The 22,833-nt window shown below is 50.0% G+C and carries 25 protein-coding genes and 1 other annotated feature; of the genes, 23 read left to right on the plus strand and 2 right to left on the minus strand.

The window, feature by feature from the left end; genetic code table 11:
* Positions 1-5 precede the first annotated feature (5 nt).
* From DVG79_RS02460 to DVG79_RS02535, 16 genes are all read left to right on the plus strand, one after another.
* Positions 6-1,751: a type IV pilus biogenesis protein PilM gene (locus tag DVG79_RS02460; RefSeq protein ID WP_114595323.1), complete on the plus strand. Its 1,746-nt coding sequence runs from the start codon at positions 6-8 to the stop codon at positions 1,749-1,751.
* Complete coding sequence (locus DVG79_RS02465; protein ID WP_114595324.1) at positions 1,748-2,479, plus strand: hypothetical protein; 732 nt, start codon at positions 1,748-1,750, stop codon at positions 2,477-2,479. The genes DVG79_RS02460 and DVG79_RS02465 overlap by 4 nt, the downstream gene beginning before the upstream one ends.
* 107 nt (positions 2,480-2,586) lie before the next feature.
* The gene (locus tag DVG79_RS02470; protein WP_114596539.1) at positions 2,587-3,165 is read left to right on the plus strand and encodes a Maf family protein; all 579 of its coding nucleotides are present in this window, start codon (positions 2,587-2,589) and stop codon (positions 3,163-3,165) included.
* Between the two features lie 47 nt (positions 3,166-3,212).
* Complete coding sequence (radC, locus tag DVG79_RS02475) at positions 3,213-3,845, plus strand: RadC family protein (RefSeq protein ID WP_188005452.1); 633 nt, start codon at positions 3,213-3,215, stop codon at positions 3,843-3,845.
* 161 nt (positions 3,846-4,006) lie between these two features.
* Positions 4,007-5,041 carry a rod shape-determining protein gene (locus DVG79_RS02480; RefSeq protein ID WP_012370984.1) on the plus strand — a complete coding sequence of 345 codons (1,035 nt, stop codon included), beginning with the start codon at positions 4,007-4,009 and terminating at the stop codon, positions 5,039-5,041.
* A 14-nt stretch (positions 5,042-5,055) separates the two neighbouring features.
* Entirely contained in the window at positions 5,056-5,940 is an 885-nt protein-coding gene (gene mreC, locus DVG79_RS02485; protein ID WP_114595325.1) for a rod shape-determining protein MreC, read from the plus strand.
* Positions 5,933-6,436 carry a rod shape-determining protein MreD gene (gene mreD, locus DVG79_RS02490; RefSeq protein ID WP_012370982.1) on the plus strand — a complete coding sequence of 168 codons (504 nt, stop codon included), beginning with the start codon at positions 5,933-5,935 and terminating at the stop codon, positions 6,434-6,436. The genes mreC and mreD overlap by 8 nt, the downstream gene beginning before the upstream one ends.
* 3 nt (positions 6,437-6,439) lie before the next feature.
* Entirely contained in the window at positions 6,440-7,114 is a 675-nt protein-coding gene (locus DVG79_RS02495) for a septum site-determining protein MinC (RefSeq protein WP_114595326.1), read from the plus strand.
* 50 nt (positions 7,115-7,164) lie between these two features.
* Positions 7,165-7,968, plus strand: coding sequence for a septum site-determining protein MinD (gene minD, locus DVG79_RS02500; protein ID WP_188005451.1), 804 nt, complete (start codon positions 7,165-7,167; stop codon positions 7,966-7,968).
* 63 nt (positions 7,969-8,031) lie between these two features.
* Positions 8,032-9,369 carry a ribonuclease E/G gene (locus tag DVG79_RS02505; protein ID WP_114595327.1) on the plus strand — a complete coding sequence of 446 codons (1,338 nt, stop codon included), beginning with the start codon at positions 8,032-8,034 and terminating at the stop codon, positions 9,367-9,369.
* A gap of 77 nt (positions 9,370-9,446) precedes the next feature.
* Positions 9,447-9,517 (plus strand) — a sequence feature (ribosomal protein L21 leader region).
* 15 nt (positions 9,518-9,532) lie between these two features.
* The gene (gene rplU, locus DVG79_RS02510; RefSeq protein ID WP_012370978.1) at positions 9,533-9,841 is read left to right on the plus strand and encodes a 50S ribosomal protein L21; all 309 of its coding nucleotides are present in this window, start codon (positions 9,533-9,535) and stop codon (positions 9,839-9,841) included.
* 3 nt (positions 9,842-9,844) lie between these two features.
* Complete coding sequence (locus tag DVG79_RS02515) at positions 9,845-10,183, plus strand: ribosomal-processing cysteine protease Prp (RefSeq protein ID WP_026827819.1); 339 nt, start codon at positions 9,845-9,847, stop codon at positions 10,181-10,183.
* A 14-nt stretch (positions 10,184-10,197) separates the two neighbouring features.
* Entirely contained in the window at positions 10,198-10,476 is a 279-nt protein-coding gene (rpmA, locus tag DVG79_RS02520; RefSeq protein ID WP_012370976.1) for a 50S ribosomal protein L27, read from the plus strand.
* 69 nt (positions 10,477-10,545) lie between these two features.
* A complete protein-coding gene (locus DVG79_RS02525) occupies positions 10,546-11,031 on the plus strand; it encodes a Spo0B domain-containing protein (RefSeq protein ID WP_114595328.1) in 486 nt (161 codons plus the stop codon).
* Between the two features lie 15 nt (positions 11,032-11,046).
* Complete coding sequence (gene obgE / locus DVG79_RS02530; RefSeq protein ID WP_026827820.1) at positions 11,047-12,342, plus strand: GTPase ObgE; 1,296 nt, start codon at positions 11,047-11,049, stop codon at positions 12,340-12,342.
* Between the two features lie 41 nt (positions 12,343-12,383).
* Positions 12,384-13,667 carry a hemolysin family protein gene (locus tag DVG79_RS02535; RefSeq protein WP_114595329.1) on the plus strand — a complete coding sequence of 428 codons (1,284 nt, stop codon included), beginning with the start codon at positions 12,384-12,386 and terminating at the stop codon, positions 13,665-13,667.
* 86 nt (positions 13,668-13,753) lie between these two features.
* On the opposite strand, the gene DVG79_RS02540 is transcribed toward DVG79_RS02535, so the two are convergent.
* Both DVG79_RS02540 and DVG79_RS02545 read right to left on the minus strand, forming a co-directional pair.
* Complete coding sequence (locus DVG79_RS02540; RefSeq protein WP_114595330.1) at positions 13,754-14,296, minus strand: transcription repressor NadR; 543 nt, start codon at positions 14,294-14,296, stop codon at positions 13,754-13,756.
* A gap of 8 nt (positions 14,297-14,304) precedes the next feature.
* Positions 14,305-15,408 carry a cysteine desulfurase family protein gene (locus DVG79_RS02545; protein ID WP_114595331.1) on the minus strand — a complete coding sequence of 368 codons (1,104 nt, stop codon included), beginning with the start codon at positions 15,406-15,408 and terminating at the stop codon, positions 14,305-14,307.
* Between the two features lie 97 nt (positions 15,409-15,505).
* Here DVG79_RS02545 and DVG79_RS02550 point away from each other — a divergent pair, with 97 nt between their 5' ends.
* From DVG79_RS02550 to tgt, 7 genes are all read left to right on the plus strand, one after another.
* The gene (locus tag DVG79_RS02550; protein WP_114595332.1) at positions 15,506-16,936 is read left to right on the plus strand and encodes an L-aspartate oxidase; all 1,431 of its coding nucleotides are present in this window, start codon (positions 15,506-15,508) and stop codon (positions 16,934-16,936) included.
* On the plus strand, positions 16,905-17,747 hold the full coding sequence (nadC, locus tag DVG79_RS02555) for a carboxylating nicotinate-nucleotide diphosphorylase (protein WP_114595333.1): 843 nt from the start codon (positions 16,905-16,907) through the stop codon (positions 17,745-17,747). Before DVG79_RS02550 ends, nadC begins: the two co-directional genes overlap by 32 nt.
* Entirely contained in the window at positions 17,737-18,834 is a 1,098-nt protein-coding gene (gene nadA / locus DVG79_RS02560) for a quinolinate synthase NadA (RefSeq protein ID WP_114595334.1), read from the plus strand. Before nadC ends, nadA begins: the two co-directional genes overlap by 11 nt.
* 216 nt (positions 18,835-19,050) lie before the next feature.
* On the plus strand, positions 19,051-19,644 hold the full coding sequence (gene ruvA, locus DVG79_RS02565; RefSeq protein WP_012370967.1) for a Holliday junction branch migration protein RuvA: 594 nt from the start codon (positions 19,051-19,053) through the stop codon (positions 19,642-19,644).
* A gap of 4 nt (positions 19,645-19,648) precedes the next feature.
* Positions 19,649-20,644: a Holliday junction branch migration DNA helicase RuvB gene (ruvB, locus tag DVG79_RS02570; protein ID WP_026832440.1), complete on the plus strand. Its 996-nt coding sequence runs from the start codon at positions 19,649-19,651 to the stop codon at positions 20,642-20,644.
* 2 nt (positions 20,645-20,646) lie between these two features.
* A complete protein-coding gene (gene queA, locus DVG79_RS02575) occupies positions 20,647-21,690 on the plus strand; it encodes a tRNA preQ1(34) S-adenosylmethionine ribosyltransferase-isomerase QueA (protein ID WP_114595335.1) in 1,044 nt (347 codons plus the stop codon).
* A complete protein-coding gene (gene tgt, locus DVG79_RS02580; protein WP_114595336.1) occupies positions 21,687-22,832 on the plus strand; it encodes a tRNA guanosine(34) transglycosylase Tgt in 1,146 nt (381 codons plus the stop codon). Before queA ends, tgt begins: the two co-directional genes overlap by 4 nt.
* The last annotated feature ends 1 nt before the right edge of the window (position 22,833 follow it).

A 22,833-nucleotide genomic window follows, 5' to 3' on the forward strand; every position in this document is an offset into this window, starting at 1 on the left:
TACATATGGCGCAAGCTCGGCGCAGAGGTACATATATCTACTTTAATTTCACAGATGTCGGGATTTTTGGAGCGGTCGTCAAAAAGGGGGTCATTAAGCGGCGGGGTGTCGTTTCCTTACCGCCCGGAACGCTTCAGGGAGGATGGCTCCAACCGGAAGCATCACTCGATCTGATTTTTGACAGCTTACTGGCGAAGTTGAAGGTGCCCCGCGGTTCGCAAGCGGTCCTCGCGATTGACGGATCTCTCGTCCTGGCCCGGAAACTCGAAATTCCAGAGACGGTCGAGACCAATCAGATTCGCGGTTATTTGTTCATGGAACTGGGACACAGTATCGTCCTGCCGTTTGAAGAACCTTATTTTGATTACACGTTGCTCGAAGAAGACGGCAAACGGGAAATCATGTTGTATGCGGCACCGAATGAAGCGTTAAAACAGTACATGGAACTGTTCCGGAAAAAACATATCCGTCTCGCAGCAGCAGAACCTCAGCCGTTAGCGACGTTTTTTGGTCTCGATTCGCTGTATGAAGTCGAAGCTGACAGCAATCTGTTGATTTGGAACGTCAATGCGACGAATCATCAGTTGATCATCATCGAAGACAAGGTTCCGCGTCTGATTCGTTCGGTCGATACGTTTGTCGCGAATGCCTGGGAAGTCGATGTCATCGAGGACCGGCTGCATTACCGCTATCAATCAGATGATGCCAACGTCGAATTCATCCTGGAAGAGATGTTACTGGAATTTTCACGTGTGCTTGATTTCTATCGTTTTTCGTTAGCGCGTGACGGACGGGAAATTAGCCGTGTCATGCTGACGGGAGATTTTCCGTTTCAAGAGGAACTGGTGCGCCGGTTCGAAACGAACTTTGACGTCCGGTTGGAACAGGTGCCGGATGTCCTCGATGTGTCGGGACAATCGATTCCGAAAGCGTACTTACCGCTCGTTGGTCTTGCGACAAGCCATAAAGACCGGATCAATTTATTGCCGGACAGTGATGTCGCGCCGAAATTTCCATTGGTTGCCTCGCTGATCCTGTTGCTACTCGGCGGGATGGCAGGCGGATATCTGTACTGGCAGACCGATCAATTTGCCGACCGGCTCGAGACGGCAAACAATCAGATTCAAATCGTCCAGGCGTTGCAATCGGAATCCGCTCAGTCGGCCAAACAAGAAGTTGCGCAGCTCAAGCAAACCGTCGACGGACTGGAAGCAACACCACGTCCGGCTGTGCCGGCTTTGGAACGGATTACGCGGTATCTGCCGGAACGCGGCTATATTTTGCAGTTTGCCTATGGAGCCGATCATCTTGTGACGATGAATGCCCAGTTTGAGACGCTCGATGAGTTAAACGGTTTTTACCGTCAATTGTTGACGGATACGGCCTTTACCGGAGTGACGTTAACAAATGTCACGACGAAAACGATGAATGAAGAAGCGGAATTCGTCACATCAACGACGATCGATCCGTCGACCGGCGAAGAGATTCCGACGACGACCATTACGCCGACGGACGAGACGGAGACGGAAGAACCCCGCTATATCGGGCAATTTGGTCTGACGGTTGTCCCGGCGGAAGTCATCAAAGGGGAAACGAACCAGGCGGATCCCGATGCGCCGAAGGAAGATGCAACGACGGATGCCGTGGTCGACCCGGAAGCGGAAGCGACGGAAACGGTGGAACCACCGGCGACCGGCACAGAAGCGGACGAACCGGTTTCGACTGAAGTAGAGGAGGTGGAAGAAAATTGAAACGGTATAGTGGTCTCATTCTTCTTGCCTTGACGATTGTTTTGATTGTCGGGGGGCTCGGCTACTTCGGTTATACGACGTACACGACGTATCAGGAATTACAGCAAACCGAAGCAACACTTGAACGGGAACAGATGGCGCTTGAAGCGGCAAAAGCGAATGAACAGAAAGTCGATGTTGCTGAATCCAGCTTCCTCCAAAAACAGGTGCCGGTCGTACCGGCGAATGATGATGTGATTGATGCAATCAATGCGGCCAGTCAAATTGCCGGTGTGAAAGTCCAAGCCATCACGTTTGGTGCAACCGGAACGGAAGCAGCTCCTGCATCACCGGTCCAGTCAACGCCTGCCGTGGACGGTGCAATGGCGACGGAATCCGAGACGGAAGCTGCTCAGACGGCAGAGACACCGGTTGCGACCACAACGGCGACGGCACTGCCTGCTTCTTTGACGGTCGAAGCCCCGTCCTATCTCGAACTGATGGCTTTTCTTAAGCAAATCGAACGGACGGACCGGATTACGATTTTACGCCAAATCCAGTTGACCGGTCCGGATGAACCGGGTCCAGGGAGCCAGACGATTGTCCTTGAAGACGAAATGATGTCCTTTACAGTGGAAATCGAAAGTTACTACCGTCCGGATTTAACCAAGTTGATTCCGGATAAACAGACGCCGCTTCAGGAGACGACTCCGAAATCGGATCCGTTTGTCGATGTTACAGGTAATTAACCCCAAAACAAGTGTTGCTCTGACTCGGAGCGATACTTGTTTTTCGTTATACTGAAAGTTGATTCCAGTAAGACTGGTCGAAAAAGAAGGAAAAGAGCGTGATACTGATGATAACGCAACACTCATTGATTCTGGCTTCGGCCTCTCCGAGACGGACGGAACTGTTACGGCAGATTGGTGTACCCCATATGATACGACCAGCCGATGTGTTGGAGGAAGCCCCGTATCCGATGTCGGCTGACGAGTACGTGATGTATTTATCACGGAAAAAAGCCCGGGCCGTGGCGAAGTCCGGTGAAATCGTCCTGGCAGCAGATACGGTCGTCGCCCTGGATCGGCACATTCTTGAAAAACCGGTCAATCAAGCGGCTGCCCTCGAGATGTTACGACAGCTATCCGGACGGACACATGAGGTCGTGACCGGTGTAACGCTTTTACAGGATGAACGGGAGGAGACGTTTACGATTACGACGAAGGTCCGATTCTGTGATATCCCGGAAAGCTGGATGCTGGCTTATGTTGCGACAGAGGAACCGTACGACAAGGCAGGCGGATACGGGATTCAGGGAAAAGGTGGTCTATTCGTCGAAGCGATTGACGGCGACTATTATAATGTCGTCGGTTTACCGATCAATCCAATCAGCCGTCGTCTCGAAACGTTTGGAATCAAGCCGATGTTCGCGTAATTTCATGAACAGAAAGGTCGGATGAAGTGATTGAATGGCCAAAAGATATGATTCAGTTAAAGGGTTTGGCACAGGCGACGACGGTGGAGTTATTGGCATGTCTCGTCCGCAGCGGGACACGGAACCGGAGCCCGCTTGAAATTGCCGAAGATTTACTCGACATTTATCCGTCACTAATTGAACTGGAAGCGGCAGGTGTCGGAGGACTGGAAAAGGCGCCGGGCGTCGGCAAAGCAAAGGCGCTTCAAATCATGGCGGGACTTGAACTCGGGCGGCGGCTTGTCACGGAACCGAAATGGGTCCGTCCGGTCGTCCGTTCACCCGATGATGCCGCCGAATTATTGATGGAAGAGATGCGGCTCTATCAGCAGGAACACTTCATCTGCCTGTACTTGAATACAAAAAATGAGGTCATCTCGAAGAAGACGCTGTTTATCGGAGGGCTCAATACATCGATTGTTCACCCGCGCGACATATTTCGGGAAGCCATCCGTTGTTCGGCGGCAAGCTTCATTGCGGTCCATAATCATCCGTCCGGCGATCCGACGCCGAGCCGGGAAGATATCGAAGTCTCGGAACGAATGGTCGAAGCGGGCAGATTGATCGGAATCAGTTGCATCGATCACCTCGTCATCGGGCATGGACAATTTATTAGTATGAAACAGCGGGGATTTATGTAAGAATAACGTCTGAGGGGGAACTGTGCTTCCTGACCTCAGGCGTTTTTAGTTTTGTAACAACCATTGAACTGTAAACAAGCTGTAACGTTTTAACGCTTTCCAAGGAAGGCTTTTCCGTTATAATTAGTGAAGTGTATTCTCAGAGAGGGGTTTTTTGAATAATGTTTGGATCATTTAGCCGTGAAATCGGCATTGACTTAGGTACGGCAAATACGCTCGTTTATGTGAAGGGGCAAGGAATCGTCGTACGCGAACCTTCTGTCGTCGCATTCCGTACCGATACAGGTAAGATTGAAGCAGTAGGTAACGCAGCAAAAAACATGATTGGACGGACACCGGGAAACGTGACGGCACGACGCCCGATGAAAGATGGGGTTATCGCCGATTATGAAACAACGGCTACGATGATCAAATACTTCATGGATCAAGCAACAAAGAAAAAAGGATTATTTTCTTCTAAAACAAACGTCATGATTTGTGTACCGAGCGGGATTACGTCCGTTGAAAAACGTGCGGTCGAAGACGCGGCGAAACTTGCTGGTGCACGTGAAGCCTATACGATTGAAGAACCGTTTGCAGCAGCAATCGGAGCAGGTCTTCCGGTTTCTGAACCAACGGGCTCAATGGTCGTCGATATCGGTGGCGGAACGACGGAAGTCGCGGTCATCTCACTTGGCGGTATCGTGACAAGCCAATCGATTCGTGTCGGTGGAGATGAGATGGACGAGTCAATCATTCGTTACATCAAATCAAAATACAATCTGATGATCGGTGAACGGACGGCTGAAACGTTGAAAATGACGATCGGGTATGCCCGGATTGATGAAGAATCGGAAAACGAGACGATGGAAATTCGTGGACGTGATCTCGTGACGGGACTTCCGAAACAAATCGAAGTCACAAGCGCAGAAATTTGTGATGCGTTGTCAGATACGGTCGATGCAATTTTAGCCGGTGTCAAACACACGCTTGAACAAACACCGCCGGAATTATCAGCAGACGTCATGGATCGCGGAATCGTCTTGACAGGCGGCGGAGCCCTTCTGAAAAACTTGGATGCCGTGATTGAAGATGAAACACGCATCTTGACACTCGTTGCGGAAAACGCGCTTGACTGTGTCGCAATCGGTACAGGTAAATCATTGGAGATGATGAATGTGTTACGTTCGAAATCAGGCATCTCACAAAAAAGATAAGGACGGGATGAGCGATGAAGCGATTTTTAAATAATCGAAAACTGCTCATCACACTCCTTAGTTTTCTCCTTTTGGTGATTTTAATCGGAATTTCGCTCCAAGGACGTAACCAGACCCACTGGTATCAAAGTTTTGTCCGCGATACCGTCGGGGTTGGCCAACGTCTTTTTGCGACACCGATTGGCTGGATTGATGATACGGTCACTTCGGTTAAAGAAGTGCGCGATGTGTATAAGGAAAATGAGTATTTAAAATCACGACTGGGCGACTATGCCGGAAATTCCGTCAAAGTCCGCGACCTGGAACGTGAGAACAATGAATTAAAAGACATGTTGAAGCTAAAAGGATCGATTCGGGACTATACGTTATTGCCGGCAGAAATGATCGGTCGAACGTCATCCGAATGGCAACGTTTCGTCACGGTCAATATCGGAAAAGAACAAGGTGTCAAAGCCAATATGGCCGTCGTGACAGCAGATGGTTTAATTGGCCGTGTCATTCAGACAAGTGCCTACACATCACTCGTTCAATTGTTATCAGATACGAGCCGGACGAACAATGTCTCAGCAGTTGCTGACGATACGAAAGGAAAAAGTGTCTTCGGTACGATCGAAGGATTTGATGAAGAGACGAATCTCTTGAAATTCACGAAGATTCCGAACGATGCCAAACTGAAAAAAGATCAGATTGTTACGACATCCGGACTCGGTGGTAAGTATCCGAGTGGTATCGTGGTCGGAAAGATCGAACAAGTGAAATCGGATCAATACGGTGCTTCGAAAATCGCATACGTCAAACCGGCAGCAGACTTCGAACAGTTTGGTCACGTTTTCGTGATTCAACGCGAAGCGAAGGAACCTTTCGCTGAGACCGACAAGGGAGGGGACACTAGTGAATAACATCAAGTTGTTTTTCGCCGTGTTCCTTCTTTTTATCTTGGAAGGAACGTTGTTCGCAGGTCCGCTTGGAGACGGCTCTCCTTACGTCATTCATGTCACGTTGATCGCGTTGATGTTTTTAGGACGTTACGGGAAAATTGAGCAAGCGCTTGGTTTTGGACTGCTGTTCGGTCTGTTATATGATTTCGTCTATTCGGATATCATCGGAATTTATTTATTTGCGCTATCTGCCATTCCGCTTTTTAGTAGCTTCGTGCTAAAATATGTAAAGGAGAACGTATTAACGATTATCGTCACCTTTACGTTCAGCGCTATTTTGTTTGAACTGGATATTTATTTCTTCACGGCTTCGGTCGTAGGGGTCGGTGTTCCTTTCAAGGAACTCGCGACACAAATCATTCCAAGGAGTCTCATTGCGCAGTTGATTGGGATCATCGTGCTGTATTATCCGATGACGCGACTGGTGCAATCCACATTTGATGAGAAAAGAGGATGAGTCATGATTGAGCGTAAGCGTTATGTAACGATGAAGGGCCATCGTGGTGGCCTCGCCGTCTATGTAAATGAAAGGTGCAGTGTGGATGAATTTCTTGACGATTTAGAATTGACGCTTGCCGACAAATCCGTCGAGAACGGACGCGCCGTTCCGATTACTTTCTTCTTCGGTCGCCGTTACGTCGACGAAGGCGTTGTGACGGCTGTCGAATCCATCGTTGCGCGTCATGATTCATTTTCGTTTAATGGGTACGACAGCGAGTGTCTGACGAAGGATGAAGCAAAAGCGCTCTATGGAGAGCGAACGTTTCATTACTTTGGCGGCACGGCCCGCAGTGGGCATGTCGTAGATGTCGAAGGGTCGATCGTCGTCATTGGCGACATCAATCCGGGAGCCGTCGTGCACGCAACCGGCAGTATTTATTGTCTGGGAGCGTTACGGGGAACGGTTCATGCAGGAAAAGGCGGGAACGAGCAGGCTGTCATTGCGGCAAGTATCCTGCAACCGAAATGGATTTCGATTTCCGATTTCGTCCATGAAGATCCGGATGACGCGCCGATCAAGGCGTTAGAAATGGGTTGTGCTTTTGTAGGGGAAACAGGAGTCGAATTTTCTCGTCTTCAAACCGTTCCGCTTGCGCGGATGGATCAATTTGCGATTGATAGTGAAAGAGGGTGACAGATATGGAACAAGTGAAAGAACAGGTACATAAAGATGCGAAAACGCATGTGGGACGTGCCATCGTCGTCACATCTGGTAAAGGTGGAGTCGGTAAGACGACGACAACTGCAAACATCGGGACAGCACTTGCGCTGATGGGGAATTCGGTTTGTCTCGTCGATACAGATATCGGTCTTCGGAATCTGGATATCGTACTTGGCCTCGACAACCGGAGTATCTATAATATCGTTGACGTCGTGACCGGACAATGTAAACTGCATCAAGCCCTCGTCCGTGATAAACGTTTTGAAGAAATGTATCTGTTACCTGCTGCTCAGTCTAAGGATAAATCATCCGTCACACCGGAACAGGTAAAAGGCATCATTGACTCATTGAAATTAGAGTATGACTTTGTTTTGATTGACTGCCCGGCAGGAATCGAACAAGGATTCATGAATGCGATTGCCGGTGCAGACGAAGCCATTATTGTCACGACACCGGAAAAAGCTGCGGTTCAGGATGCAGACCGGATCATCGGGATGCTGGAGCGTTCGGAGCGTCAAATCGTGCCGAAGCTCGTCGTCAACCGTGTCCGCTCGCATATGATGGCGGCTGGAGATATGCTCGATATCGACGAAATCATGCGTATCCTGTCGATCGATCTTCTTGGCTTGATCGTCGATGATGAAGAAGTCATCGCGGCATCTCACCGCGGCGTACCTGTAACGATGAATCCGGATAACCGGGCTGGTCTCGGCTACCGGAACATCACGCGACGGATTCTCGGGGAGTCGGTTCCATTGCTCGACATCATGGAACAGCCGCAAAAAGGATTTTTCGTGAAACTGAAAAAAATGCTTGGCATGAAATAAGATGGGGAAAAATAGACTAGAAGGGTTTTATGCTTCTAGTCTATTTTTCATGGAGGAATGAAGATGAAATGGATTAGTGAACAGACTCCGTCCCTGGAACGGGTAGCGTTGGTTGAAGGGGGTCGGGTCGTCGAATACCACGAACGGATGCGGGATGAACTTCGGGTCGGGACATTGTTACATGCGAAAGTTGACCGCCTGCACCCGACGCTTGAAGCGGCATTTTTGATTGCGACGGACGGGACGCCGCTTTATTTACCGATCAATGAAACACTGGAAACGTTACGCCGTTATCCGGAAGTTCCGACGATCGGGCAAGCTGTTCAAGTCGGCCAGACCGTACTCGTACAGGTCGTAAAAGAAGGAGCGGCCCCGAAACAGCATAAAGTGACACAAAACATCACGTATGGGGGACGGTTCCTCGTCTATTTCCCGTACGGACGCCGCGTGCGTTTCAGCCGGAAGCTGGATTTGGTCGTCCAACAGCAACTGGCTAAAGTGATTCCGGTGGCGGAAGAGGAAGGGATTTTATACCGGACAGAAGCGGCGCAAGCCGATGACGGGGTATTGATGGCGGAATTGAAGCAACTGCGTGCGCGTCATCAACATATGTTGCAGCAGACGACACTTGAACAGGATGAGCCCCTGATCATTCAAGAGGCGAAGCGGTTGGGTCATGTCACAGAGGCACTCGTCACGAACAGGATGGAGAAAGAGCGTCTGGAGCAGATGGGGTTTCAGGTCGAGCGTCCTGTCATCAAAGGCCGCCTGCCGATCATGGAACAGGTGGACCGGACGATTGAGAAGGCGCTGGACCGGGTCGTATGGCTCGACGGGGGCGCTTACCTGCTGATTGAAGAAGTCGAAACGATGACCGTGATTGATGTCAACAGCGGCAAGACCGTTTCCGTCAAGGAACAAAAACGGACGTTTGATCAAATCAATGAAGCGGCAGCAGTTGAAATCATGCGTCAGCTCCGTCTGCGAAATATCAGCGGGATGATTGCCGTTGATTTTTTGAGAGGGTCCAGTAAAGGACAGACACGGGTGACCCAACTGTTGAAGGAACGGGCGGCGCACGAATCGAAACAGATCGAAGTATACGGTTTTACGAAAATGGGTTTATGTGAACTGACACGTCAGCGACACGGGAAGTCCTTGTTCGAACGGTCACGGGATCATGGTCAGTTGTCCCGGATCGCCATCCACCGTCAACTCGAGCCGCGGTTGATCGAACTCGCGACACATGCGGAAGCAGCGGTCGTTCGCGCTCCGCTCGCTCTGCTCAGTCCGTTGCTTCTCGCCGAAAGTCCTCTTGAATTACTTCTTATAGAAGGTGAACCGGGCATTCTGTTTACCGGTACGAAAGCCGACTGTGACGATTTTGTCAAAAGACATTGAGAATCCGGCAGAACGTTATTGACAACAGTCAGCTTCATTTGGTATTCTGAATAACGTTAGTTCGTTTGGAAGCACCCAAATGACTACAACCGCACAGACCGGGTCTTTAAAGCATCCGCTGCCCGTGATGGCGAGTCTGAGTTCCTAAGAGGAGGTGCACGTAATGTACGCAATTATTAAAACTGGTGGTAAACAAGTTAAAGTCGAAGCTGGCCAAGAGATCTACGTTGAGAAATTAAACGCAGACGTCGACAGCACAGTAGAATTCGGCGAAGTCTTGATCCTTGGTGGTGACGATGTTAAAGTCGGCGCTCCACTCGTAGAAGGTGCGAAGGTCGTAGCAACGGTCATCAAACACGCTCGCGCGAAAAAGATCACAGTCTTCAAAATGAAAGCTAAAAAGAACTACCGTCGTAAGCAAGGTCACCGTCAACCTTACACGAAGGTCCGCATCGAGAAAATCGAAGCGTAAGCCATGATACGTGTCAAGATTCGACGAGATGAAGCGGAGTTGATCCGTTCCATCGAAGTGACAGGACATGCCGAGTTCGCTGAGCCTGGTTTAGATTTAGTCTGTGCCGGCACATCAAGTGTGATCTTCGGGGCATACAATGCCATCGAATCACTGCTCGGGCAGGTCCTGCTCCTTGAAATGGCAGAACAACAAGAAGGTGGCTACTTTTATGTAGAACCGTATGCTGACTTAGCACCGGATGTCAGTGAACGCACCCAATTGTTACTGGAAGCGATGTTGGTCCAGCTTGGAACCATCGCTGAAAGTTACGGTGAGTTTATCCAACTTGAACAAATATAGGAGGTGGATTCCACATGTTGAAACTTAATCTTCAGTTCTTCGCATCGAAAAAAGGGGTAGGTTCGACAAAGAACGGTCGTGACTCGCAATCGAAACGCCTTGGGGCGAAACGTGCAGACGGTCAAACTGTTTCTGCTGGTTCAATCCTCTACCGCCAACGCGGTACGAAGATTCACCCAGGTATGAACGTCGGACGTGGTGGCGATGATACACTTTTCGCAACTGCAACTGGTGTCGTTCGTTTCGAACGTCTCGGACGCGACAAAAAACAAGTCAGCGTTTACCCAGCATAAGTGATTGATGAAGCAGACTCTAGCCACTTTCAGGGGTTAGGGTCTGTTTTTTTAGGAGGGAACGGACTGATGAAGGATGAGCAGGTACTGGATCTTTTGAAGTCACTTCGTCATGAATGGTTGAACCGATTACAACTTGTTCGTTCATATAGCGCGATGGGTGACGAGGCGGCTGTTGAATCGATTTGTTCCATGTATCGGGAACAAGCGTCACGAGAAGGACGACTTTCCCTGATTGGACTACCGAAAACGGCGCTCGCCCTGCAACGAGCAGATTGGACAGGCCTAACTGTCGAATATGATGTAATCGAAACACCAAAGCAGATCGAGGATGCACGCCTGGCGTCTATTCTTGAAGCTGCGCTTGACATGATAGAAGTGGGGAATGGAGAAGTATCCGTGACCTTCCATGAGGGCGTGACCATCGAGATCTATCGGGATCTACTAGATATGTCGCGCCTTAAAGATCTAGTGACGCCGATGGAGATCGAGTCACAGACGGAGTATGAGTGTGTGATTGAAATCGAAAGTCTTCCTGCAGAGGAAGAAAAGTAATAGGAGGGATCTGACATGTTTGTCGATCAGGTAAATATTTATGTAAAAGCAGGAGATGGAGGACGCGGGCAAGTGGCGTTCCGTCGCGAGAAATATGTTCCAGACGGCGGTCCAGCCGGAGGAGACGGTGGGCATGGTGCTCACGTCGTTCTCGAAGTGGATGAAGGACTCCGGACGTTGATGGACTTCCGTTACAAACGTCACTTTAAAGCCGTTCAAGGCGAAAACGGAATGTCGAAAGGGATGCACGGACGTAAAGCCGAGCACCTCGTCGTCAAAGTTCCACCCGGCACTGTCGTCTATGATGATGACACGGATGCAGTCATCGCTGACCTTGTCCATCACGGACAACAGGCAATCGTTGCTAAAGGTGGACGCGGCGGACGCGGGAACTCACGTTTCGCAACACCGGCAAACCCGGCTCCGGAACACGCGGAGAATGGTGAACCGGGTGAAGAGAAGTATTTGAAACTCGAACTGAAAATGCTCGCAGATGTCGGACTTGTCGGCTTCCCGAGTGTCGGGAAATCAACGATGCTGTCAATCGTCTCAGCAGCTCGCCCGAAAATCGGGGCATATCACTTCACGACGATTACACCGAACATCGGTGTCGTTGAAACGGAAGACAGCCGCAGCTTCGTCATGGCCGATTTACCGGGTCTGATTGAAGGTGCAAGCGAAGGTGTGGGTCTTGGTCACCAGTTCCTCCGTCACGTCGAGCGGACAAAAGTCATTGTTCATGTCATCGATATGAGTGGTATGGAAGGGCGCGATCCGATTGAAGATTACAATATCATCAATAAAGAGCTTGCGGATTACAACCTTCGTCTGACAGAACGACCACAAGTCGTTGTCGCAAACAAAATGGATATGCCGGATGCGGAAGCGAATCTCGAAGCGTTCAAAGAAGCGTTCCCGGGTCTTGAAGTGTTTGCCATCTCGGCAGCAACACGTCAAGGATTACGTGACCTCTTATTCCGTATTGCTGATCTTGTTGACGCGACACCGGAATTCGGTCTCGAAGAACTGGAAGAAAAAACAGCGACACCACGTGTCGTTTACGGATATGAAGCACCGGAAGCCGGATTTACGGTTTCAAAAGATGAAGATGATTGCTTCGTCATCAAAGGACCACGGATCGAGAAGCTGTTCACGATGACAAACTTCATGCGTGAAGAGTCAATCAAACGCTTTGCCCGGACGTTGCGTCAAATGGGTGTCGACGAAGAACTTCGTAAGATGGGTGCGATTGACGGTGATGTCGTTCGAATCCGTGATTTCGAATTCGAATTCATCGAGTCTTCGTTCTAAGAAAAAACAAGTTCATTTGAGAAATGGAGTGTGAGAGCATCGTGGACCCACTTCCCGCGATTCAGATCATCTGGTTTTTCGTCCTGCTTGTCATCTCGGCATTTTTCTCATCGTCCGAAACCGCGTTATCGAGCGCAAACCGGTTACGGATTTTGCATCAGTCGGAAGAAGGAAGCCGCCGTGCGACCCAGGCACTCCGCCTGTTGCAACGGTATGAGGAAACGCTGACAGCCATCTTAATCGGGAACACCCTGTCCAATCTGGGAGTGGCGATGATCGGTGGCTGGTTGGCGATGACGGTATCAACGGATCTATTGATTCAAATCAGTATTGTCTTTCTGACGTTTCTGTTCATTTTGTTATTCGGGGAGCTTATTCCTAAATCCTATGCCAGAGAGCATGCGGAAACCTATGTGTTTTGGATCAGTGGTCCGCTGCATGTCTGTCTGATGCTCTTTAAGCCGGCTATTTTCTTGTTTCTGAAATTGCGACGGGTTGCGTTACTGTTGATCGGGGCTGATCCGAAAGGACCGCTTGTCACCGAACAGGAATTACGGGCTCTCGTCGACATCAGTGAAGAAGAGGGGGTCATGGACGAGGCAGGGGCGGAAATCGTGCACCGGGCGGTTGACTTCAAGAATGTCACGGTTGAAGAAGCGCTGACACCGCGAACGAACATTCAGGCGATTGACATTGATGCCGGTTTTGATGAAATTTTACGTGAAGTGCAAAAAGGTGGATTCTCGCGATTGCCGGTCTATAAAGATTCGATTGATCATATCATCGGCGTTTTATCAGAACGTGATTTTTTACGTGAATTCGTCAAGCACGGACGTGTCGAGATTCGTGAATTGATTCGTCCGGTCTCATTTGTTGTTCCGCAAACCCATATCATCGATCTGTTGCCGGAATTAAAAGTCAAACAGTCGCATATGGCTGTTGTACTGGATGAGTTTGGCGGTACAGCCGGTTTGATTACACTCGAGGACATTCTCGAGGAACTGGTCGGAGAGATTTGGGATGAACATGATGAGTCACTCGAATATACGAAACAAGTCAGTCCTAACCGTTATGAATGTCTGGCGGAGTATGACATTGAAGATTTCTGTCATCAATTTGACTTGGCGATGCCGGAAACGGAAGCCCAGTCACTCGGAGGATGGATTATGGAAGATGTCGGTCATATTCCGGAAGTGGGGACTCAGATGGTATATGGACCGGTGACATTAACCGTCCTTCATGTCGAAAACCGGCGTGTTCAAACCGTCTCCGCTGTTTTCTCGCAAAATGAATCATCAGAAGGGACGGATGATCCAACCGTCTGATCCCAACCACAAAAAAGGTCCATTCCGTTTAACGGGATGGACCTTTTTTGTGATGACAGGATCTACAGAGCAAGAAGTATACAAAATTAGACATCGAGCTCTGAAACAAGAATCCCTAACCGGTCAAGGGCATCGATTGCGGCTTGTAAAGCTTCTTCGTTATCGGCTTCGAGCGTATGAATATGAACGCCGTCCGTCAAAGTAGATAAAGGCGTCGCCTGCGTTTCTTCGAGTTGTTCAATCAATGCTCGGACATCCCGGCGGCTTTTCAGCATCAATTCCCCGGTCAAAAATCCATAGACGGGGTGCTCGACGATGACATCGCGGATAATGACACCTTCATCAACGACGGCATCACACTCCGCCTTCAACTGATCGCTGCCGTGCCGACAGACCACTTTTTTGAGATGGCGGGATCCGTCAAGCTCGGGGTGATTTAATAAATATCCCCGGGCCGTCGCGACGACAGGATATCCTTTTGCTTTTAATAATGATAAGTCCTGTACGATGACTTGGCGGCTGACACCTGCCTGTTTCGCTAACTTCGTACCTGTAACGGGTCGATCGCTTTGCTGAATCATCTCTAGTAACTCTTGCCGGCGTTCTTCTCCGGACTGTCTTCTTCCCATGCCCATTCCTACCTTTCCGGTTCATCTGATTCCTCCAAAGAACAAAGGACATCGATACATCGCTCTACTTCCTCGGCTGTCGTCATCCGACCGAAACTGAGTCGAATCAATCCGTGAGCCGCTGCTTCATCAAAACCAATCGCACGTAAAGTCGAGTTGGGTCCATTCTCACCTGCACGACAAGCACTTCCCGCCGAGACGGCAATTCCGGCACGATTTAGGGCGAGGAGGACGAATTGACCATCCCGTTGTTTCGTATGAATGGCACAAATCGAATTAAGTTGCTGAGGTGATTCAATGATTTGGTAATAAGCAGCTGGAAGTCTTTTTTTTAGCATACCACGAAATCTTTTGCTCGATGCCTGGATCTGCTGATTTTCCTCAAGATAACGATGACACGCCATCAGGAAAGCCGCGATACCGGGGACATCGACAGTTCCGGGACGAATTCCGAACTCATGGTGCGCTTCATAATAGGGACTGAACAGGGGGCGCCGCAAATAGACGGCACCGAGTCCTTTCGGACCATAGACTTTGTGGCTGCTGATGGTGTAGGCCTCGACGTCCGTTAAATCAACAGGCTCTTTCAAAAAGCCTTGAATGCCGTCGCAATGAAACAGAATACCTTTTTTTCGGCAGAAAGCCGCGATGTCAGCCACCGGAAAGATAAAACCTGTTTCTGAATTGACATGCTGGATTGAAACGACGCCGATTTCTTCCGTACACGCTTGTTCAAACAGCGCCCAATCGAATTCGCCAGTCGTTTGTAAATCGATTGCCCGCCAGTCATGCTGCCACCGTTTCAAGGGTAACAAGACAGAATCGTGTTCCGATTTAAGTGTCAAGACAGTTGTCTTGTTGGTTTGGCGGAGGAGATGACTTAAAGCGATGTAGTTGGCTTCAGATCCGCTCCCCGTAAAGACAATCGTTCCTTCGGTCACACCAAGCCATTCCATTAATTTATTCCGTGCCTGCTCTAACAATCGGAGGGCGGTATCTCCCGTGTCATGAAGCGATGAACTGTTGCCATATGCATGTTCTGCCGTGTACCGGTACTGTTCAAGGGCGTCCGGGTGCATGGGGGTCGTTGCCGCGTAATCTAAATAAATCATTCATTATCGTATCCTTTCGTCTTGTCACTCAGCTAAAAATATGCCAAACTTATTGTCAAGTCAATAGTAAATATTTAAGTATAGAGGTGTTTGTCATATGTCTTTACATAATGTAAAGGAAGTTGATGTCTTAATCATCGGCACAGGATTAGCAGCCGTTTCAGCTGCCCTGCATCTCCCGGCTCACTTGAACGTTGTCCTCGTCTCAAAAGGGTCAAAGACAGAAACGAATTCGATGCGGGCACAAGGCGGGATTGCGTCGGCATATCTGGAGGAGAACCATTTCAGTCATCAAGCTGACACGGAGCAGGCCGCGAAGGGACGGACAGATGAAACGATGATTTCATTCATCACCGCGACCGGCAGGCAGGTCATTCAAGAACTTGAAGCATTTGGTGTCTTGTTTGACCGTGAAGTGACGGGCGAATATGCCTTAGGTCAGGAAGGGGCGCACTCAAGACCCCGTATTTTTCACAGTGGAGGCGACCGGACGGGTGAACGAATGATGACACAACTGCTTCAGCAATTGGATCATCCTGTCATCGAGGATACCGTCATTACGGAATTGTTGATGAACAGACAACAGGTCGTCGGCGCACGCGGGTATCGCGGTCAAACGCCGGTCGTCTTTTCCGCCCGGGCTGTCATCCTGGCGACAGGCGGAATCGGCGGTTTGTTCACGGCTTCGACGAACGAACCGGACCTGACGGGTGACGGTCTGGCACTCGCGGCGCAGGTCGGAGCACGTCTATCCGATTTAGGGTACATCCAGCATCATCCGACCGTGCTTCTTCACGACGGTGTCAGTCAAGGCTTGATTACGGAGGCATTACGCGGAGCGGGTGCGTATTTGATGACAACAGACGGTCGCCGTGTGATGGCGGATCATCCGCAAGGAGACTTGGCCGCCCGGGATGAAGTCGCAAGGCGCATCACGACAGTAGGCGAACAAGAACCGGTTTATCTCAATACGACGCCTGTCGAACAACTGCATACACGCTTTCCAACGTTTGTGAAAAAATGTGAAACATTGAACATATCACCTGATATCGTCGAAGTGACGACCGGTGTTCACTTTTTAATGGGCGGGATTAAAACAGACCGTCTCGGGCGGACGACTGTTCCGGGACTGTATGCCGTCGGCGAGACGGCATCAACAGGATTGCATGGGAAAAATCGATTGGCCTCGAACTCGCTGCTCGAATGTTTCGTAATGGGCAAAGAATTGGCATTACGGCTTCGGTTGCCGGCACGTCAGGCGTTACCGGACTTAGAGATCGGACAGGAGAGAGCGGCGGAACCACTCGATTCCTCCTGGGCAGAAGCGTTAAGCGTTCAGCTCGATGAACGTCTGCTTAAACAAACACTGGAAACCTTCCAACATCAACCGGATGAACAAGGATCCGGACGGGACGCTGAACTGAGCCGTCTGCACCGGATGACGGCCAAGCTGTTACTTGAAGGAGCAATTCAACGATTAAAAGGAGAACAACCACATGAACAAATGGTACCTACGACGACAGCTTGAAGATTTTTTAGTGGAAGATATCGGTCGTCAGGACGTGACGAGTGAAGTGTGTCTGATTGGCGATGAACAAGGAACCGGTCAATTCATGGCGAAAGAGTCCGGTATTTTTTGCGGAGAAGCTGTATTGGGCGAATTGGCCCGACTGCTCGAAGTTGAACACGAAACGATCGTCCGGGACGGACAACCAATTTCCCGCGGACAAGTAGTCGCGAAATGGTCCGGTCGCCTGCAGGCGATTCTGACGGGAGAGCGGGTCGCTTTAAATCTCATTCAACGAACGTCGGGAATTGCGACCTTGACGCACCGGGCTGTAAGTCTTGTCGATGGGAAAGTCCGGATTGCCGATACACGGAAAACAACACCGGGTCTCCGGATGCTTGAAAAACATGCAGTTCGGATCGGGGGCGGATTTAATCACCGCGGTCGACTCGATGATGCCGTCATGATCAAAGATAATCACATCACCGTCGCCGGTTCAATTACAGCTGCCGTCAGTCGGGCGAAGGCACAAGTCGGTCACACGACACCGATTGAGGTGGAGGTCGAGACAAGTGAAGAGGTCAAGGAAGCAGTCGCAGCCGGTGTCGATATCATCATGCTCGACAACCGAACACCGGAAGAGATCAAGTTGTTCCGGTCATGGATTCCGCGAACGATTACGGTCGAAGTATCAGGCGGAATCACACTGGATACGTTACCGGCATATGGTGAGTGCGGAGCAGATTATATCTCACTTGGTGCATTGACCCATTCGGCACCGGCGTTAGACATCAGTATGAAAATTGCGGGAGGAAAAAAAGATGAGTCTTAATTTATTTACAGAGCAAGGGATTCCGAGAACATACTTAGAAAAAACAGATGCAGAATTAGTGGCAATCATCGAAGGGGTCAAACAGCGGATGGGATCAAGGCTATTTTTACCGGCGCATCATTATCAAAAAGATGAGGTCGTTCAGTTTGCGGATGCAACAGGAGATTCACTCCAACTCGCGCAAGTGGCGAAACAGATGACGGATGCCGACTATACAGTTTTTTGCGGTGTTCATTTCATGGCAGAGACGGCGGATATGCTGACGGATCAACAGCATACGGTCGTCTTGCCGGATATGCGGGCCGGCTGTTCAATGGCTGATATGGCGAACGGCTTTCAGACGGAACGGGCATATGGCGTGTTGACGAACCGGTTGGGACGATCGATTCTCCCGTTGACGTATGTCAATTCAACAGCTGAAATCAAAGCGTTTGTCGGTCGTCACGGCGGAGCAACCGTTACTTCCTCGAATGCAGTTCGAATGGTCGAGTGGGCACTTGCTGAACGCGACATCCTCTTCTTCCTGCCCGATCAACATCTCGGACGGAATACGGCGCATGCCTTGGGAATTCCGCTCGAACAGATGGCTGTCTGGGATCCGATTACCGATCAGTTGGTGTTTGACGGATCGGATGAGGACATCCGGGTCGTACTGTGGAAGGGACATTGTTCTGTTCATGAGAAGTTCACGGTCGAACAGATTGAGCAGTTCCGTAAAGCAGATCCCGAACGGAAAATTCTTGTTCACCCGGAATGTTCCTTTGAAGTCGTCGCAGCGTCAGATTTGAATGGTTCGACAGCGTATATCATTGATCAAATCAGACAGGCGGAACCTGGAACGAAGTGGGCCATCGGGACAGAAATGAACTTAGTCCAACGGCTGGCAAAAGATTATCCGGAACTCGACATCGTGTCCTTGAATCCATTCATGTGTCCGTGTCTGACGATGAACCGGATTGATTTACCGCACCTCGCCTGGTCACTCGAACAAATTGAATCCGGTCAGCCGGTCAATGTCATCACCGTCGATCCGGAAACGACACGCTATGCAGTCCTCGCACTCGAACGGATGCTGGAACGCTCGTAACAGTACGAAAAGTAAAGCGGGCTCGAACAATTCACGCACTACGAAACAGGGCAACGGAATGCGACATCCGTTGCTCTGTTTCATTTTTTTGAGAGAAGTAGAATACGCAAATTTCCATCGTGACAGTCTCAGTTATGGAGAATTACGTTTTGAAGAGCCTCCTCGTTATATGCTACAATAACACGAGAGTTTGTTAATGGATGGGAGCGTTCAAAAGTGATAGAATTCGTACGCGGCGAAGTCGCTTATGTCTGTGCGGAATTCGTGACGATCGAGGTCGGGGGGATTGGCTACAAAATCGTAGCACCGAACCCGTTTTTTTATCGGACCGGAGACGAACAGGTTATCGTATATACGTATCATTATGTCAGAGAAGACCAGGAAGTCTTGTTCGGATTCCGTTCAAGACGTGAACGGGCGCTGTTTACGAAATTGCTTGGCGTAACAGGGATTGGTCCTAAAGGATCACTTGCCATCGTGGCGTCAGGAGATGTCGATGCGCTTGTTGAAGCAATCGAGCAGGAGAAGGAAAGTTATTTGATTAAGTTCCCGGGTGTCGGTAAAAAGACAGCGAAGCAGATGACGCTTGATTTAAAAGGGAAACTGGCTGAGCTCGCACCGGACTATATTCCAAGTGAAGGATTATTTGCCCAGGGAAATGCGGAATTGAATGAAGCATGTGAAGCCTTGACGGCACTCGGATACAGTGAACGGGAAGTCGAGAAAGTCAAAAAAGCACTTCAAGGTGAAGTGTTGTCGACGGACCAATATGTGAAGCGGGCGTTGCAGTTGTTATTGAATGTGAGGTGAGAACGTGGAAGAACGGATTTTGTCAGAATCCGCACATGCGGAAGATCAGGAAGAGTGGAGTTTACGTCCTCAGACACTGGATCAGTACATTGGTCAGGAAAAGGCGAAAGGCAACTTGAGTGTCTTTATCCAAGCGGCAAAAATCCGTCAGGAAACACTGGATCACGTGCTTTTATACGGTCCTCCCGGTCTTGGGAAGACGACACTTGCGACAATCATTGCCAACGAGATGGGCGTCGGCATCAAGACGACAGCCGGCCCGGCGATTGAACGGCCGGGGGATCTCGCGGCAATTTTGTCTTCGCTTGAACCGGGAGACGTCTTGTTTATTGACGAAATTCACCGGTTGAGCCGGTCGATTGAGGAGATTCTTTATCCGGCGATGGAAGACTATTGTCTTGATATCGTCATCGGTCAAGGGGAGTTGGCACGCAGCGTACGGATTGATTTGCCGCCGTTTACGCTAGTCGGAGCAACGACACGGGCAGGCATGTTGTCGGCTCCGCTTCGTGACCGCTTTGGTGTGACGCTGAAACTGGAGTACTATACGATGCCGGAACTGTCGGCGATTGTCACACGGACATCCCGTTTGTTTGGCTTTGAAGCAGACCGGATGGCAGCAGAAGCCATTGCGCTTCGTTCCCGCGGGACACCACGGGTTGCCAACCGTTTGTTACGGCGTGTCCGTGATTTTGCACAAGTCGCGCATCAGACCGCAATCGACGCGACACTTGCGACGAGTGCCCTCGATCGTTTACATGTCGATGCGCTTGGACTGGATGATGTCGATCACCGTCTGTTACGTTCGCTTGCCGAACGTTTTGCCGGTGGACCGGTGGGCCTTGAGACGATTGCGGCGACGATCGGCGAAGATGCTCAGACGATTGAAGACGTCTATGAACCTTATTTGCTTCAACAAGGTTTTTTACAACGGACACCACGCGGTCGTGTCTTGACGCCGTTTGCGCGGCAACATTTAGGATTGAAAGAAGGAAACTAAAGATGGATGTAAATTTATTTGATTTTCATTTACCGGAAGAACAGATTGCCCAAGTGCCATTGCTCGATCGGACAAGTTCAAAGTTGATGGTCGTCAATCGGGAAACAGGCGCTCTTCGTCATGAAAAATTTCATGATATCGTCTCGTATTTTAATGCAGGGGATACGCTCGTCATCAATGATACGAAGGTCTTACCGGCCCGGCTGTTTGGTGTCAAAGAAGAGACCGGCGGCAAAATCGAACTGTTATTGCTCAAGCAGACGAGCGAAGATGTCTGGGAGACGCTCGCAAAACCGGCGAAACGCGTTAAACCGGGAACTGTCCTGTCATTCGGTGACGGATTGCTCCGGGCGGAATGTGTCGAAGCACTCGACGATGGCGGGCGAATCCTGAAGTTCTCGTACACCGGCATTTTTTATGAAGTACTCGATCAGCTCGGGACGATGCCTTTGCCACCTTATATCCATGAGCAACTCGAAGATCAGGACCGTTACCAGACGGTCTACGCCCGGGAACGGGGGAGTGCGGCAGCCCCGACGGCAGGTCTGCATTTTACACCGGAACTGTTGCAGGCACTGACTGATAAAGGCGTTCAGCTTGCACCGTTAACATTACACGTCGGACTCGGGACATTCCGTCCGGTCTCCGTCGATGACGTGGACAGTCACAAAATGCACAGTGAATACTACGAATTACCGGAGTCCTCTGCGAAGATTTTACGGGAGACCCGTAAAAACGGCGGACGGATCATTGCCGTCGGAACAACTTCGACCCGGACACTTGAAACCGTCATCCGGGATCACGGGGATTTCGTCGAAGCATCCGGTTGGACGGATATCTTTATCTATCCGGGGCAGGAAATCAAAGGAATCGACGGCTTGATCACGAACTTCCACTTACCGAAGTCGACGTTGATCATGCTCGTATCCGCTCTATCGACCCGTGAACACATATTACATGCCTATGAAGAAGCTGTTGCGCAAAATTACCGATTCTTTAGTTTCGGAGACGCAATGTTCTTAACGAGAGAGGAATTAAACCGATGACAAAACATGCAGTAACGTACGAACATATCAAGACTTGTAAACAATCTGGTGCGCGGTTAGGAATCGTCCATACGCCGCACGGCAGCTTCGAGACACCTGTTTTCATGCCGGTCGGTACACAAGCGACAGTCAAGACGATGGCGCCGGAACAGATTAAAGACATGAATGCGAACATCATTTTGTCCAATACCTATCACCTGTGGGTCCGTCCGGGCCATGATGTCATTAAAGAAGCCGGCGGCCTGCATAAATTCATGAATTGGGACGGCGCCATCTTAACCGATTCCGGTGGATTCCAAGTCTTTTCTCTCGCTGATTTACGTAACATCACAGAGGAAGGTGTCCATTTCCGGAACCACTTGAATGGAGATAAACTGTTCCTGTCACCGGAAAAAGCAATGGAAATCCAAAATGCCCTCGGTTCTGACATCATGATGGCGTTTGACGAGTGCCCACCGTTCCCGGCTTCTCATGAATACATGAAAGCTTCTGTCGAGCGGACAAGCCGCTGGGCGGAACGTTGCCTTGAAGCACACGAACGGCCGCAGGATCAAGCATTGTTCGGTATCATTCAAGGCGGCGAGTATGAAGACTTACGCCGTCAAAGTGCCCGTGATCTTGCATCACTTGATTTCCCGGGTTATGCGGTCGGTGGTCTTTCAGTCGGAGAACCAAAAGACGTCATGTACCGCGCTCTTGATTTTACGACACCACTCATGCCGGAAGACAAGCCGCGTTACTTAATGGGCGTCGGTTCACCGGATGCCTTGATCGAAGGTGCCATTCGCGGTATCGACATGTTTGACTGTGTCTTGCCGACTCGAATTGCACGCAACGGTACGTTAATGACATCAAGCGGACGTCTTGTCGTCCGGAATGCGAAATATGCCCGTGACTTCCGTCCACTCGATGAGAAATGTGATTGCTATGCGTGTAAGAATTACTCACGTGCTTATATCCATCACTTGATCCGGGCACAGGAAACATTTGGTCTTCACCTCTGTTCGACACACAATCTTCACTTCCTCGTCAAGTTGATGGAAGGCGTCCGTCAAGCGATTCGCGAAGACCGTCTGCTTGATTTCAAAGACGAATTCTTTGAAGAATACGGTTATAATTTACCGAACGCAAAGAATTTCTGAT

The organism is Exiguobacterium sp. RIT594, assembly GCF_003339585.1.
In the GTDB taxonomy this organism is placed as follows: Bacteria; Bacillota; Bacilli; order Exiguobacteriales; family Exiguobacteriaceae; genus Exiguobacterium_A.

Bases quoted from the DNA above. Each gene is read 5' to 3' on its own strand.
- DVG79_RS02460 (WP_114595323.1), top strand. From the start codon at position 6: ATGGCGCAAGCTCGGCGCAGAGGTACATATATCTACTTTAATTTCACA.
- DVG79_RS02470 (WP_114596539.1), top strand. From the start codon at position 2,587: ATGATAACGCAACACTCATTGATTCTGGCTTCGGCCTCTCCGAGACGG.
- radC (WP_188005452.1), top strand. From the start codon at position 3,213: ATGATTCAGTTAAAGGGTTTGGCACAGGCGACGACGGTGGAGTTATTG.
- DVG79_RS02480 (WP_012370984.1), top strand. From the start codon at position 4,007: ATGTTTGGATCATTTAGCCGTGAAATCGGCATTGACTTAGGTACGGCA.
- mreC (WP_114595325.1), top strand. From the start codon at position 5,056: ATGAAGCGATTTTTAAATAATCGAAAACTGCTCATCACACTCCTTAGT.
- DVG79_RS02495 (WP_114595326.1), top strand. From the start codon at position 6,440: ATGATTGAGCGTAAGCGTTATGTAACGATGAAGGGCCATCGTGGTGGC.
- DVG79_RS02505 (WP_114595327.1), top strand. From the start codon at position 8,032: ATGAAATGGATTAGTGAACAGACTCCGTCCCTGGAACGGGTAGCGTTG.
- rplU (WP_012370978.1), top strand. From the start codon at position 9,533: ATGTACGCAATTATTAAAACTGGTGGTAAACAAGTTAAAGTCGAAGCT.
- DVG79_RS02515 (WP_026827819.1), top strand. From the start codon at position 9,845: ATGATACGTGTCAAGATTCGACGAGATGAAGCGGAGTTGATCCGTTCC.
- rpmA (WP_012370976.1), top strand. From the start codon at position 10,198: ATGTTGAAACTTAATCTTCAGTTCTTCGCATCGAAAAAAGGGGTAGGT.
- DVG79_RS02525 (WP_114595328.1), top strand. From the start codon at position 10,546: ATGAAGGATGAGCAGGTACTGGATCTTTTGAAGTCACTTCGTCATGAA.
- obgE (WP_026827820.1), top strand. From the start codon at position 11,047: ATGTTTGTCGATCAGGTAAATATTTATGTAAAAGCAGGAGATGGAGGA.
- DVG79_RS02540 (WP_114595330.1), bottom strand. From the start codon at position 14,296: ATGGGAAGAAGACAGTCCGGAGAAGAACGCCGGCAAGAGTTACTAGAG.
- DVG79_RS02545 (WP_114595331.1), bottom strand. From the start codon at position 15,408: ATGATTTATTTAGATTACGCGGCAACGACCCCCATGCACCCGGACGCC.
- DVG79_RS02550 (WP_114595332.1), top strand. From the start codon at position 15,506: ATGTCTTTACATAATGTAAAGGAAGTTGATGTCTTAATCATCGGCACA.
- nadC (WP_114595333.1), top strand. From the start codon at position 16,905: ATGAACAAATGGTACCTACGACGACAGCTTGAAGATTTTTTAGTGGAA.
- nadA (WP_114595334.1), top strand. From the start codon at position 17,737: ATGAGTCTTAATTTATTTACAGAGCAAGGGATTCCGAGAACATACTTA.
- queA (WP_114595335.1), top strand. From the start codon at position 20,647: ATGGATGTAAATTTATTTGATTTTCATTTACCGGAAGAACAGATTGCC.
- tgt (WP_114595336.1), top strand. From the start codon at position 21,687: ATGACAAAACATGCAGTAACGTACGAACATATCAAGACTTGTAAACAA.